Here is a 13,008-nt window from a genome sequence, read left to right on the forward strand (position 1 = left end):
GATCAAGGGAGAGGGCGGGCGCCGGGCGCTTTGCCCTCTCTTTGCTTTCGGGGGCTGCCGGGAAGTGATGCACGCACATCACACCAGCGCGTATGCTGCGGGACAGGGGCTTTCAGAGCTTGTTCCAATGTCTATATGGCCAGTTCCTTTCCCGGGTTCGACAACGCCGGCATGAGCGGCTAAGGGCGAATCCGATCAGATTCTTCGAGGCTTTTTAGAACGTCATGGCTTCACGCGCCGACAACATCGCCAGCACGCTCAGCCTGGCCAACTTCTCCAAGGCCACCGAGCTCAAGAACCGCATCTGGTTCACCATCGGCGCCCTGATCGTGTTCCGTTTCCTGAGCTTCGTGCCGCTGCCGGGTGTCAATCCGATCGCGCTGCGCGACCTCTACCTGCAGACGCAGGGCGGCATTCTCGATCTCTTCAACACGTTCTCGGGCGGTTCTCTGTCGCGCATGAGCCTCATCGCTCTGGGTGTCATGCCGTACATTACTGCTTCCATCGTGGTGCAGCTCGCCGCGTCCCTTCACCCGGCGCTCATCGCGCTGAAGAAGGAAGGCGAGGCCGGTCGCAAGAAGCTGAACCAGTACACGCGTTATGGTACGGTCCTGCTTTGCATCGTGCAGGGTTATGCCATCGCCACCGGTCTGGAAGCCCTGTCGACCTCGCGCGGCCTGACGGCTGTCGTTGATCCGGGCATGATGTTTCGTATCGGCGCGGTGATCTCGCTGATCGGCGGCACGATGTTCCTCCTGTGGCTTGGTGAGCAGATCACGTCGCGGGGGATCGGCAACGGCGTTTCGCTCATCATCATGGCGGGTATCGTCGCGCAGATGCCGACGTTCGCCAGCAATCTGGGCGCGGCTTACGCGGCCGGCGACACGGGTTCGATCCTCATCATCGCATTGATCGCGCTTGTTGTAGCGATGATCCTGATGATCTGTTTCATGGAGCGCGCGACCCGTCGCCTCCTGATCCAGTATCCCAAGCGTGCGACCCAGCGTGGCATGATGCAGGCGGATCGCAGCCACCTCCCGCTGAAGCTGAATACGGCAGGCGTCATTCCGCCGATCTTCGCCAGTTCGCTGCTGCTGCTGCCGCTGACCATCAGCCAGTTCGCGGGCAATTCGCTGACGCCGGACTCGACGATCGGCAAGATCGTTGTGACTCTCAACCAGTACCTTGCGCATGGCAAGCCGCTGTACATGCTGCTCTACGCGGCCGGCATCATCTTCTTCTGCTTCTTCTACACGGCGGTTGTGTTTAATCCCGAGGAGACGGCCGAGAACCTGAAGAAGAATGGCGGCTTCATACCGGGTATCCGGCCCGGCAAGAACACCGCAACGTACCTGGACTACGTGTTGACCCGCATCACGGTCCTCGGCGCTGCGTACCTGGTGATCGTCTGCACGGTTCCGGAATACTTCATGTCGCTGACGGGCTTGCCGCTGCTGTTCATGGGTGGCACCAGCCTGCTGATCGTGGTCAACGTGACCGTCGATACGATCACGCAGATCCAGTCGCACCTGTTGGCGCACCAGTATGGCGATCTCATCAAGAAGGCGAAGCTGAAGGGTCGGCTGCGCTGATGCGCGCTAGGGTCTGACCCATACCGAAGTAGTGAGGGGGTTTACGGCGTGAATATCATCCTTCTGGGGCCGCCCGGGGCAGGTAAGGGCACCCAGGCACAGCGCCTGGTGGACAAGCACGGAATGCGGCAGCTTTCGACCGGCGACATGCTGCGCGCTGCAGTGCGTGCGGGAACGCCGACCGGGCTTGAGGCCAAGGCCGTGATGGAGCGGGGCGAACTGGTCTCCGACACCATCGTTTCTGCCCTCATTGGCGACGAGCTTGACGCGATGGGGTCCGGCACGGGCGCTATCTTCGACGGGTATCCCCGGACTGAGGCGCAGGCGATTTCACTCGATGCGATCCTCGCCGAGCGCGGCCGCAAGCTTGACCACGTAATCGAGCTGGAGGTGAACGAGGACGCTCTTGTCGAGCGGATCACCGGCCGCTTCACGTGCGCGAGCTGCGGCAAGGGCTATCACGACAGCTTCGAGAAGCCGAAGGTCGAGGGCACCTGCGACAGGTGCGGCGGCCACGAGTTCAAGCGGCGTCCGGACGACAACGCGGAGACCGTGCGCACCCGCATGGCGGAGTATCGCGCGAAGACCGCACCGATTCTGCCGATCTACGAAGCGCGGGGCATCGTCGCTAAGGTCGATGGCATGGCGGACATGGACGAGGTGACCGCCGCCATCGAAAGCATCGTGGCGGGCTGACGCCCACGGGTATCTCGCGACAAACGGGGCAGTATCTATGAGGATGGCGATAGCTGCCGCGTTATTGACGGCCGGACTGGCTCTGCAGCCGATGCCGGCGGTGGCCAGGGTCGCGCAGGTGGCGAGCGCCGGCTTCGTCGTGCGGCATATCGTCCAGGTCACCGCCAGCCCCGAAGAGGCCTGGGCGGTCCTTACCAGGCCCTCGGTCTGGTGGGACGCCGAACACACATGGTCCGGCGAGGCTGCGAACCTGTCGCTGGACGCGCGGGCAGGGGGCTGCTTCTGCGAGATCCTGCCGGCGAAGTCGGGGGACAAGGCGGGCGGGCGCGGGAGTGTCGAGCACCTTCGCGTCATCTACGCGGAGCCCGGGCGGGCCCTGCGAATGATGGGCGCGCTTGGTCCGTTGCAGTCGGAAGCTCTGACCGGAACCCTGACGTTCCAGCTCAAGCCTGATCCCAGCGGCACCTCTACGCAGATCCTGCTGGAGTATGTGGTCGGCGGGTACGCCCGTACGGCTTTCAACCAACTTGCACCTGCGGTCGACGGCGTCCTGGCGAACCAGATGAAGCGACTTGCCCAGAAACTGGGGGGCAGTTTCGCGGAGGCTTTTTCAGGCATTGATACGGGCATCGACGCCGGGAAAGCCGTCGAGAATGTCGAACCGACCGAAGAGGAAGCGCCGGGCTTGAATACGGCCGTTCCTCCCGGGTTGCTGCCGCTTTCGGAGTCCCCCGCTCCGCCGACCGGCGCGCCTATAGGTCGCTGATCGATCGTCCCGGCGCACCTCCGGTGTAGAGGATCGGCGGGTGGCCTTTGACGGCTGTGCGGATCTGTATTAAGCATAACTGCATTCCGTCAGGCGTTACGCACCGGTCCCGGGTGCTGCCGGCCGTCGGCGCTGCGGGCGTTGACTTTGACGCCGAATCATCTTATGCGCCCCCTTCACTCGACAGCAACGGCAAGTCCGGAAGGCCAATACCGCGTGTTCAATGCACCCGCGAGTTACCGCCCACCGGACCTTTTGCCATTTGACTTTTCCGGGTGTGACAGCGTTGAGATGGGGGTGCGCTGTCGTGCCCCTGTGGAGCAGGAGAATTAAGTGGCTCGTATTGCAGGGGTAAATCTCCCCACCAACAAGCGCGTTATTATCGCGCTGACGTATATCCACGGCATCGGTCGTACCAAGGCCGTCGAAATCGCCGACAAGCTCGGTATCGATCATACCCGCCGCGTGCAGGACCTGTCGGACGCCGAAGTGCTGCAGATCCGTGAAACGATCGACGCGGATCACACCGTTGAGGGTGACCTTCGTCGCGAGACCGCGATGAACATCAAGCGTCTGATGGACCTGGCCTGCTACCGCGGCCTGCGTCACCGCAAGGGTCTCCCGGTTCGCGGCCAGCGCACGCACACCAATGCGCGCACCCGCAAGGGCAAGGCCAAGCCGATCGCCGGCAAGAAGAAGTAAGCCGCGGAGCCGTACAGGCTTTCGGTTTCCCGCAGCGATATTTCGACAGGATAGACGAACATGGCACGCGAACCTCAGCGCATTAAGCGCCGCGAGCGCAAGAACATCACGAGCGGCATTGCCCACGTGAATGCAAGCTTCAACAACACCATGGTGACCATCACCGACGCCCAGGGCAACGCGATTTCGTGGTCCTCGGCAGGCATGATGGGCTTCAAGGGCAGCCGCAAGTCGACGCCGTATGCCGCTCAGGTGGCCGCGGATGACGCCGGCAAGAAGGCCGCCGAACACGGCGTCCGTACCCTCGAAGTCGAAGTCAAGGGCCCGGGTTCGGGCCGTGAGAGCGCGCTGCGCGCCCTCCAGGCTGTCGGCTTCACGATTACCTCGATCCGCGACGTCACGCCGATTCCGCACAACGGCGTTCGTCCCTCGAAGCGCCGCCGCGTCTGATCGAGCTAATGCGGGCGACGACCGGTCGTCGCCCGTCTTCGGAACGTCCCGGGCCTCTCCACCAGGCCTTCGGGGCGTAACCGCCATCACTCCCAGGGGAAGTCCATGACTGTCAACATCAAGAACTGGCAGGAACTCAAGAAGCCGAACAGCCTTGAGGTCAAGCCGGGACCAGACCCCAAGCTGAAGGCGACCTTCGTCGCCGAACCTCTCGAGCGCGGCTTCGGTCTGACGCTCGGAAACGCGCTGCGTCGCGTGCTCCTTTCGTCCCTGCAGGGTGCGGCGATCACCTCGATCAAGATCGAGAACGTACTTCACGAATTCTCGTCGCTTGCCGGCGTGCGTGAAGACGTCACGGACATCGTCCTGAACGTCAAGCAGATCGCTCTCAAGATGCAGGGCGACGGCCCGAAGCGTCTTCAGCTTTCGGCGACCGGCCCGGCTGCCGTCACGGCTGGCGACATTGCCGTCTCGGGCGACATCGAGGTCATGAACAAGGACCTGGTGATCTGCCATCTCGACGAGGGCGCGACGCTCAACATGGAGCTGACCGCCGACACGGGCAAGGGCTACGTCCCTGCGGTGTCGAACCGTCCAGTTGACGCGCCCATCGGCCTGATCCCGGTCGACTCGCTGTACTCGCCTGTTCGCCAGGTGAGCTACAAGGTCGAGAACGCCCGCATCGGTCAGGAACTCGATTTCGACAAGCTGAACCTGACTGTCGAGACCGACGGCACCGTGACCCCCGAGGACGCGGTTGCTTACGCCGCTCGCATTCTGCAGGACCAGCTCGCGCTGTTCGTCCACTTCGAGGACATCGCTCCGGTTGGCGCCTCGCCGATGATCGGCGTCGCTGTCGGCGGCACGACGACCGCGGAAGAAAGCGACACCAATCAGCTCAACCGTTACCTTCTCAAGAAGGTCGACGAACTGGAGCTGTCGGTGCGTTCGGCGAACTGTCTCAAGAACGACAACATCATCTACATCGGCGATCTGGTCCAGAAGACCGAAGCCGAGATGCTGCGCACGCCGAACTTCGGCCGCAAGTCGCTCAACGAGATCAAGGAAGTGCTTTCGTCGATGGGTCTGCGCCTCGGCATGGACATCCCGGGCTGGCCGCCCGAAAACATCGAAGAGATGGCCAAGAAGCTGGAGCAGGAACTGCTCGGCTGATCGGGCGTCCCGAGGCTGACATGAAGAGGGCTCCGCGAGAGATCGCGGGGCCTTTTTCTTTGGCTTGACTCCTTGCCCGAAATCGGGTTGAGGGCAGCGCTTCACGATAGGTGAACCGGCTTTGGGCGATGGCCGTACTGCATCGCCCGGCAGGCAGTACCTTGAACGGCTGTCTGACGAACGGAGAAGAGAACATGCGTCACAAGTATGGCCAGCGCAAGCTGCAGCGCACCTCTGGCCACCGCGCCGCCCTGCTGCGTAACCTCGCGGCCGCGCTCATCAAGCACGAGCAGATCCAGACGACCACGGCCAAGGCCAAGGAACTGCGCCCCTATGTCGAGAAGCTGATCACGCTCGCCAAGCATGGCGGCTTGTCGAACCGCCGTCTGGCCCACGCTCGTCTCATGGACGAAGCGCAGGAAAAGAAGCTGTTTGAAGTTCTCGCCGAGCGCTACGCTGGTCGTAACGGTGGTTACACCCGCATCATCAAGGCTGGTTACCGCGCCTCGGACGCGGCTCCGGTGGCGATCATCGAACTGGTTGACCGCGACGTTGCGGCCAAGGGCCAGGACTCGGGTCCGGTGAATAATGACGTCGAGGAATACGCCGAGGCTTAAGCCCGGCGGCGTCCTTACAGGATCTACGGAAGCGGTCGTGAACTTCGGTTCGCGGCCGCTTTTGCGTGGGAAAGGCCGAAGTGGAGTTCGCCCGCGCCGCCCGCGCGGAGCACAGTCCCTAAACGCCTGAGCGGTATCGGTGCTGCGGCGGACATAGCTGTTGCGCGGGCCCGGCAGCCTCTCCTTATTTCCCGATCGGCTTTGCGGCAGCGGAGGCGCCGCTTGACGGTGTGCGGGGGTAGATGAGGATGGGTAAGGGCGAGGACGTGAGCAGGCAGGGCGTATCGCGGGAGGTGCAATGTGCTGAGCGCGGCTCCGGTCTTCCCGAGGCCGCGGCGACCTTTGCGCAATTCATCCACGCCGTGGCCGCAGCCTATGGTGATGCGCCTGCCGTGACACTGGAGGACGGGGGTGAGGTGCTTGCGTCCTTGACGTACCGGGAGCTTGGCGAAAGGTCCGCGCTCCTTGCACGAGGGCTGCTGGCGCAGGGGGTCGGCAAGGGATCGCGGGTGGGGTTCATCCACGGCAACGGGCCCGGCTTTGCCGTGTGGCTTGCCGCGATCAGCCGGATTGGAGCGATCGCCATTCCGATCAGCACGATGATCCGGGCGAATGAACTGGTGCGGGTGCTGAGGCAATCGGACATCCAGGGCCTTGTTGTGCAGCGCACGATGCTCGGCAAGGATCTGATCGAGCGGCTGATGGAGGCGCTGCCGGAACTCGAAGGGCAGGAGCAGGGTAGGCTGCGCCTCCCTTCGGTGCCTTACCTGCGCTGGATCGTATCGGCAGGCACAGCACTGCCCGGCTGCGTGGGCACCTCCACCTTCCTGACGGACGCGGCCGGGAGCGTGAGCGACGACCTGCTTTGTTCCGTCCAAGCGGAAGTGCATCCGACCGACCAGATGATCGAGATCTATACCTCGGGATCAATGGCGCTGCCCAAGGGTGTGCGGCACGGCCATGGGGCGGTGTGCCTGCGCAGCCACACGTTGCGGAAGATGATGGGGCATGTTGCTGGCAAGCGCGTGCAATGCCCGCTGCCGATGTTCTGGGTGGGTGGCTTGATGATGTACCTTGTGCCCGGGCTCGAAGCCGGCGCGACCGTGGTGTGTACGGAGCGGACGCTTTCCGACAGCCGCTTTGCGATGGGGTCGGTGCTGGCGGAGGAGGACCTTGCCGCTATTCGCGGGCCAAAGCCCTGGTGGGGCCTCGGCATGAGCGAGACGCTGGGGCCGTACTCCTGGGGAGACGATTTCCGGGCGCCCGGCCGGCCGGTCTGTGCGCCGATGGATCATTTTGCACCGGGCTACGATATCCGTGTCGCGGACGGCGATAACCGGCCGGTCACCCCGGGGGAGACTGGCGAGATGCAGGTGCGCGGCTATCCGGTTGCACTCGGGCTGCACAAGATCGAGCGGGCAGAGCACTTCACGCCGGATGGATACTACCGGACGGGCGACATGTGCCTTGTGGAGGATCGTCCGCAGGGCCGCCGCGTTCATTTCGTCGGACGAAGCGGAGACATGATCAAGGTATCCGGCTCCAACGTCTCTCCGGCGGAGGTCGAGATGGAGCTTCAGACGTTCGACGCCATCCACGCCGCCTATGTCGTCGGCCTGCCTGACCGGGAACGCGGCCATCGCCTTGTGGCGGGCGTCGTCGCGAGGGATGGTGCCGGTTTGGACTTCGCCGTGATCGAGGGCGAGTTGCGACAGCGCCTATCCAGCTTCAAGGTCCCTCGCGCCTATCTGGAACTTGAGCGAGAAGAGGTGCCTCTGCTGCATTCCAACAAGGTGGCGCGCCGCGAGCTTGCCCGGATGCTGGCGGAGCGGCTTGACCGACAGGACGGTCAAGCCTGACGCGCCGGCTAGTCGTCGTCGCCCTGGTGAGCGGGGAGGCCAAGCGACCAGTGTATCGCCGCTCCGCGCAGGCTGAAGCCGGCAAGTACCGCTATAGCCCACGTCAGCGGCGCTGAGAGACCGAGCGCGATGCCGAGGCTGGCGAGGCTGGCGGCAAGCGCGGCGGCAGTGACGTAAAGCTCCGGTCGCATCAGGATCGAGGGTTGCCCGGCCAGAACGTCGCGCACGATGCCGCCAATGCAACCGGTGATGACCCCCATCAACACGGCGGGGACGGGCGGTACGCCCCAGTGCAGGGCCTTGATCGTGCCGAATACGGCATAGACCGCCAGACCGAGCGCGTCCGCCCATTCCAGTAGCTGCCCGCGCCACCAGCGAACAGGCGTAAACCAGGCGAGGAGCGCCACGGCAAGGCAGACGGGGGCCACCAGCGGGTCGTGAACCCAGAACACCGGGGCGCCGATGAGCAGGTCACGCAGCGATCCACCACCCACGCCCGTGATCAGTGCAAAGAAGGCGACCGTCACGAACGTCTGGCGCAGCTGTGCCGCCGCAAGTGCACCCGTCAACGCAAAGACAGCGATACCGAGCAAGTCGAGGGCCGGTGGCAGGGCGGGCGAGGGCGGGATCATGGCCGGGCTGGTAGCATGACGAGCAGCACTTGACCCACATTCAATTTACGATACACAGCGGATCATAAGAGTGGAGCGGGCCGCATGAACTACGAGACTGCCGACTGGTACAGCGACGTGTCGCTTGTGGATGATCCACACGCCTATTTCGACCACCTGCGGCAAAAGGGCTCCGTCGTTCCCTTGCCTCACCGGGGGGCGGTGGCCGTGGTCGGCTACGAGGAAACGGTGCAGCTTCTGCTCGATACCGAACACTTCTCCGAGATCAACGCGGTCACGGGCGGGATGGTCGAACTGCCTTTCACACCGGAGGGGGACGACATCGGACCGGAGCTGGAAGCCCACCGCAAGCAGATCGCGTTTGCCGACCAGATCGTGGCGGAGCAGGGCGCTCGCCATGCCGACCTGCGCTCGATCCTTTCGCGGCTGTTCACGCCCAGCCGGTTGAAGCAGCTCCAGCCTCAACTCGCCGCGACAGCGGAGGGACTGATCGACGAGTTCCACAAGGATGGCCGCGTCGATATCGTGCGCCAGTACGGCAGCCCTTACGGTGCCCTCGTGATCTCCGACCTTCTCGGCCTGTCAGAAGGCACCCGCGCAAAGTTTCGTGGACTTCTGGAAGGCGCCATTCCGATACCGATGGACGCCACGCACGAGGAAATGATGAAGAACCCCCTCGTGCCGGTGGGTAAGGATCTCTTCGGCCTCATCGCGCGCCGGCGTCTGGCCAGCCATCCGCTGATGCGGCCGCTTCGTCGCCTGCTCGCTCAGGAGGATATCCTCAACGACCTTGCCAGAGCGACTTATCCGGACGGGTCGCAGCCTTCGCTGGTCGATGTTACCGGATTGGCGGCGTTCCTCTTCGGCGCCGGGCAGGACACCACCAATCGGCTGCTGGCGAACGGCTTCAAGGTGATCGCGACCCGCCGCGATATCCAGGAGACGCTGCGGCGTGACGCTTCACGCATCCCCGACTTCATCGAAGAATTGCTGCGCTACGATGGCTCGGTCAAGAGCGGCGGGCGGATCTGCCGCAAGACAACGACGCTGGGCGGCGTGGAGATCAAGGCGGGCACGCCGATCCTCATGAGCCACATGGCCGCGAATCGCGACCCCGCGCGTTTTCCCGAGCCGGGCCGCTTCGACATGGACCGGCCACGCATCAAGGAGCATCTGGCTTTCGGCCGCGGCGCCCATACCTGCATCGGGGCGCCGCTGGCCCGGCGGGAGGTTGCGGTCAGCATCGAGCGGCTGCTCGCACGCATGGACAACATTCGTCTGTCGGAGGCGCATCACGGCCCGGAAGGCGCGCACAGGTTCGAGTATGAACCGACCTACGTGCTGCGGGCGCTCAAGGCGCTCCACCTCGAATTCGATCCGGTTTGAAGGTTTGAGGCCGGCGTTTGAGCCGTGTCCGGGGAAGGTTGCACCCGGCGCGCTTGCATGAGGCGCTCGTCGCACTAGGCTGGAGGCATAGCAGAACACAACGGACGTCCTTGATGCTCATCCTAAAGCGCCTTTCCCCTGCCGCTCTGTTGCTGGCAAGCGCCGGCTGTACCGCCACCTCTTCCGCAGACGTGGCTTCCGGCGCTTCACCGACGCCGCCCCTGGCGCAGAGCCTGCCTGTGACCGCTGAAGTCGATTACGATCTTGCCGCGCAGAAGGAAAAGCTCGCCACCATCCCCATGGAGGTCGACACTACCTTCCTGAACGCTGAGGAGCGGGAGGTCGTGAATCTGCTGATCAAGGCATCGGACCTGATGAGCGAGATCTACCTTCGCCAGCGCTACGAACGCAATCCGCAGGTCCAGCGCGCCGTATCGATGAACCGGCGTTCGGATCGGGACCTTCTGGTGGAGATGTTCGCCCGTAACTTCGGGCCGTGGGATGAAATGGCGGACCTGCATCCGTTCTGGGGAACGATGCCGATGCCGGAAGGCGCGGGCTTCTATCCCGAGGACATGACGCGGCAGGAACTGGACGCCTACATCGCCGCGAACCCGCACCAGAAGGCGGCACTGCTGAACCCTTACACGGTGGTTCGCCGGGATGGCGCAAAGCTCGTGGCCGTGCCGTATTCGGTGGCGTACCGGCAGTGGCTGGAGCCCGCCGCCAGGCTGCTCGAACAGGCTGCGGCGCGTACGAGCAATCCGAGCCTGAAGCGCTTCCTCAGCCTGCGAGCGAAGGCCTTCCTCACGGACGATTACTATGAAAGCGAACTGGCCTGGATGGACCTGTCCGGCACGCCGATCGAAGTGGCGATTGGACCTTACGAGGTCTACACCGATCGGCTGATGGGGGCCAAGACCGCTTTCGAGAGCTTCGTCACCCTGAAGGACCCGCAGGAGTCGGCCGCTCTCGCCAAGTACAAGAACTACCTGCGGGACATGGAAGCGAACCTTCCGATCGCGGATGCCTACAAGAACTTCCAGCGCGGCTTCGAGAGCCCGATTGCCGTGGCCGAGCAGGTCCGTGGCGGCGGGGACAACGTGCCCGGTTCGCAGACAATCGCGTTCAACCTGCCGAACGACGAACGTGTGCGCGAGGCCAAGGGCGCCAAGAAGGTGATCCTCTCCAACGTGCTGGGGGCGAAGTTCGACCGTATCCTGCAGCCGATGGCCGCGCTTGTCCTGAAGCCCGACCAGGCTCGGCTCGTGGTCAAGGATTACATGCAGTACGAGACGCTGTTCCATGAGCTTTCTCACAGCCTCGGGCCGGGTTCGATCACCGTCAACGGTGAGAAGACCACGGTGGACAAGGCGCTGAAAGAGCAGAACTCCGCCCTCGAAGAGGCGAAGGCCGACGTCGCCGGGGTCTGGAACATCCTGCTGATGATGAACAAGGGCGAACTGCCGATCGCCCAGCGTCCGCAGCTCTTCGCAACCTACTTCACGGGCATCTTCCGCGCCGTCCGGTTCGGTGCCGTGGAAGCCCATGGCAAGGGCGCGGCGCTGCAATATGCTTACCTGCGGGACAAGGGCGCTTTTACCTATGATGTGGCCGCACGCCGATACGTCATCGACGACGCCAGGATGGAAGCGGGGCTGAAGGCCCTGCTGCACGACATCCTCATGCTGCAAGCCACCGGCGACTACGAGGGGACCAAGGCCTTCATGGCGCGCTGGGCGAAGCTCGATGGTGAGGCCGAAGCGGCGATCGCTGCCATGGCCAGCCTGCCGGTGGATATCCGGCCCGTCTACCCCGACGCCATCTGAGCGCCACCCGCCCATCGCCGCCTGCGCGAAAGAGAAAGCCCTTCTTCAGCCGGTGAAGAAGGGCTTTTGCATCAGGGGGTGAAGCGCAGGTAGGCCATGACCCGGGAGCCCGTGTGGCGATCTGTCCAGGGAGACAGGCTATCGACCTCGTCGGCGCCGATGGAAGTGCCCGAATAGCGCACGCCTGCAGTGAGGTTGGCGGCGGTATACTCGGCACCCAGGTGATGGTCGAGGTAGTCTCCGCCCGGACGCAGGCGCGCCACGCGAGGGTCATTGCGTGATGAGCCGCTGGTGTGGCCGATGCCGCCGTAGAGGGTGACCGGCGTTCCCGGCAAGCTCGCGGAGAGCTGCGCGTCGATATAGAGGTTGCTGCCGCCGATAGCGTCCTGCGCGGGTGCGAAGGCCGCACCGACGACGAGCTGTGCGGGGCCGAGCGTGCGCGCGACGTCGCCGGTCAACTCGACGTAGCTGGTCCCGGACCGGCCGATGAAGACGTTGCCACGGACACCCGCCGACACGTCCCACCCCCCCGTGCGCAGGGTGTAACGCGGGGCGATGGTGAGGCCCACGTCGGCGCCGCCATGGCGTGCGCTGTCGCGGAGGGTCACTGCGTCGAGATCAAGCGCGAGATCGTACGTGACGGGAAGTGACGCCTCGAGGCCGAAGGCGGCCTTGCCGTCGCTCCAGCTCAGCCCACGCTCGCGGTGATCGGTTTCGAACTCGATGGAAGCGGAGGCCGGGGCCGACTGGGCTCGGGCGTCAGCCGTGATGAGGCCGCCGCACAAGGCAGCGGCCAGACAACAGATGTATCGCATCCCCGGCGTCTAGCGCCTTGTCAGTTGGATGCAAAGTGATGAGCGGCATCGATGGCGGCGATTGCATGCGACCGGTCCTTCGCCGCAAGCTGCGCGAGATGCGCGTTGATGGCGCCGCTCTTGTCCTCGACCAGCTTTGCAAGCTGCGCGTCGCGGCCGCTGCAGCTGCCGGGCAGCTGGCGGGTGTAGGTTTCCTTGCCCGGGAGCTTGGCCGTGAGTTCATGGCCACCATCGGTGATTGCACGCTCGACCGATACGGTCGCGGTCATGACGCAGCGCTGCGAGCTTGGCCGGGTGGGCGGCGAGATGCCGATGCTGCGGGTGGAGGTTTCGACCCTGGACCGGTAATCGACGGTGTACGTGCTGCCCCGGTGTTCGAGATTGACAGTATGGACCGGTGCGGCGGCTGCGGCTGCCGACATGGCCGCAAGAACGAGAAGGCTCATGATGTCTCCCACTAGGATGCCTAAAAACTAAGCAGCTGTGCACAT

General features: G+C 64.1%; 13 protein-coding genes. 10 read left to right on the forward strand and 3 right to left on the reverse strand.

Features of this window, described 5'->3' with window-relative positions; translation table 11 throughout:
• Nucleotides 1-224 precede the first annotated feature (224 nt).
• The 8 genes from secY (at nt 225) to C2R25_RS06190 (ending at nt 7,855) form a co-directional block, all read left to right on the forward strand.
• Nucleotides 225-1,592 (forward strand): preprotein translocase subunit SecY, encoded by a 1,368-nt coding sequence (gene secY / locus C2R25_RS06155; RefSeq protein ID WP_103728319.1) that lies wholly within the window; start codon nt 225-227, stop codon nt 1,590-1,592.
• A 48-nt stretch (nt 1,593-1,640) separates the two neighbouring features.
• Complete coding sequence (locus tag C2R25_RS06160; RefSeq protein WP_103728320.1) at nt 1,641-2,288, forward strand: adenylate kinase; 648 nt, start codon at nt 1,641-1,643, stop codon at nt 2,286-2,288.
• Between the two features lie 43 nt (nt 2,289-2,331).
• Entirely contained in the window at nt 2,332-3,054 is a 723-nt protein-coding gene (locus C2R25_RS06165) for an SRPBCC family protein (RefSeq protein WP_233203781.1), read from the forward strand.
• A gap of 333 nt (nt 3,055-3,387) precedes the next feature.
• On the forward strand, nt 3,388-3,756 hold the full coding sequence (gene rpsM / locus C2R25_RS06170) for a 30S ribosomal protein S13 (protein WP_103728322.1): 369 nt from the start codon (nt 3,388-3,390) through the stop codon (nt 3,754-3,756).
• 60 nt (nt 3,757-3,816) lie between these two features.
• Nucleotides 3,817-4,206, forward strand: coding sequence for a 30S ribosomal protein S11 (gene rpsK / locus C2R25_RS06175; RefSeq protein WP_007011846.1), 390 nt, complete (start codon nt 3,817-3,819; stop codon nt 4,204-4,206).
• A gap of 105 nt (nt 4,207-4,311) precedes the next feature.
• Nucleotides 4,312-5,379 (forward strand): DNA-directed RNA polymerase subunit alpha, encoded by a 1,068-nt coding sequence (locus C2R25_RS06180; protein WP_103728323.1) that lies wholly within the window; start codon nt 4,312-4,314, stop codon nt 5,377-5,379.
• Nucleotides 5,380-5,573: 194 nt separating this feature from the next.
• Nucleotides 5,574-5,996 (forward strand): 50S ribosomal protein L17, encoded by a 423-nt coding sequence (gene rplQ / locus C2R25_RS06185; protein WP_103728324.1) that lies wholly within the window; start codon nt 5,574-5,576, stop codon nt 5,994-5,996.
• Nucleotides 5,997-6,238: 242 nt separating this feature from the next.
• Nucleotides 6,239-7,855 carry a class I adenylate-forming enzyme family protein gene (locus C2R25_RS06190; protein ID WP_103728325.1) on the forward strand — a complete coding sequence of 539 codons (1,617 nt, stop codon included), beginning with the start codon at nt 6,239-6,241 and terminating at the stop codon, nt 7,853-7,855.
• An 8-nt stretch (nt 7,856-7,863) separates the two neighbouring features.
• Here C2R25_RS06190 and C2R25_RS06195 read toward each other — a convergent pair whose 3' ends face one another.
• Nucleotides 7,864-8,487, reverse strand: a complete 624-nt coding sequence (locus C2R25_RS06195; protein ID WP_103728326.1) for a trimeric intracellular cation channel family protein — start codon at nt 8,485-8,487, stop codon at nt 7,864-7,866.
• A gap of 84 nt (nt 8,488-8,571) precedes the next feature.
• Here C2R25_RS06195 and C2R25_RS06200 point away from each other — a divergent pair, with 84 nt between their 5' ends.
• Both C2R25_RS06200 and C2R25_RS06205 read left to right on the forward strand, forming a co-directional pair.
• Nucleotides 8,572-9,873 carry a cytochrome P450 gene (locus tag C2R25_RS06200; RefSeq protein ID WP_103728327.1) on the forward strand — a complete coding sequence of 434 codons (1,302 nt, stop codon included), beginning with the start codon at nt 8,572-8,574 and terminating at the stop codon, nt 9,871-9,873.
• A gap of 113 nt (nt 9,874-9,986) precedes the next feature.
• Nucleotides 9,987-11,702 carry a hypothetical protein gene (locus tag C2R25_RS06205; protein WP_103728328.1) on the forward strand — a complete coding sequence of 572 codons (1,716 nt, stop codon included), beginning with the start codon at nt 9,987-9,989 and terminating at the stop codon, nt 11,700-11,702.
• Nucleotides 11,703-11,773: 71 nt separating this feature from the next.
• Here the strand turns inward: C2R25_RS06205 and C2R25_RS06210 are convergent, their stop codons facing one another.
• A complete protein-coding gene (locus tag C2R25_RS06210) occupies nt 11,774-12,517 on the reverse strand; it encodes a TorF family putative porin (protein ID WP_103728329.1) in 744 nt (247 codons plus the stop codon).
• Between the two features lie 20 nt (nt 12,518-12,537).
• Nucleotides 12,538-12,963: a hypothetical protein gene (locus C2R25_RS06215; RefSeq protein ID WP_103728330.1), complete on the reverse strand. Its 426-nt coding sequence runs from the start codon at nt 12,961-12,963 to the stop codon at nt 12,538-12,540.
• Between the last annotated feature and the right edge of the window lie 45 nt (nt 12,964-13,008).

The organism is Novosphingobium sp. HII-3, from assembly GCF_002916655.1.
GTDB classification, from domain to species: Bacteria; Pseudomonadota; Alphaproteobacteria; order Sphingomonadales; family Sphingomonadaceae; genus Novosphingobium; species Novosphingobium panipatense.

Bases quoted from the DNA above. Each gene is read 5' to 3' on its own strand.
- secY (WP_103728319.1), top strand. From the start codon at position 225: ATGGCTTCACGCGCCGACAACATCGCCAGCACGCTCAGCCTGGCCAAC.
- rplQ (WP_103728324.1), top strand. From the start codon at position 5,574: ATGCGTCACAAGTATGGCCAGCGCAAGCTGCAGCGCACCTCTGGCCAC.
- C2R25_RS06180 (WP_103728323.1), top strand. From the start codon at position 4,312: ATGACTGTCAACATCAAGAACTGGCAGGAACTCAAGAAGCCGAACAGC.
- C2R25_RS06200 (WP_103728327.1), top strand. From the start codon at position 8,572: ATGAACTACGAGACTGCCGACTGGTACAGCGACGTGTCGCTTGTGGAT.
- C2R25_RS06205 (WP_103728328.1), top strand. From the start codon at position 9,987: ATGCTCATCCTAAAGCGCCTTTCCCCTGCCGCTCTGTTGCTGGCAAGC.
- rpsK (WP_007011846.1), top strand. From the start codon at position 3,817: ATGGCACGCGAACCTCAGCGCATTAAGCGCCGCGAGCGCAAGAACATC.
- C2R25_RS06165 (WP_233203781.1), top strand. From the start codon at position 2,332: ATGGCGATAGCTGCCGCGTTATTGACGGCCGGACTGGCTCTGCAGCCG.
- C2R25_RS06190 (WP_103728325.1), top strand. From the start codon at position 6,239: ATGAGGATGGGTAAGGGCGAGGACGTGAGCAGGCAGGGCGTATCGCGG.
- C2R25_RS06195 (WP_103728326.1), bottom strand. From the start codon at position 8,487: ATGATCCCGCCCTCGCCCGCCCTGCCACCGGCCCTCGACTTGCTCGGT.
- C2R25_RS06215 (WP_103728330.1), bottom strand. From the start codon at position 12,963: ATGAGCCTTCTCGTTCTTGCGGCCATGTCGGCAGCCGCAGCCGCCGCA.
- C2R25_RS06210 (WP_103728329.1), bottom strand. From the start codon at position 12,517: ATGCGATACATCTGTTGTCTGGCCGCTGCCTTGTGCGGCGGCCTCATC.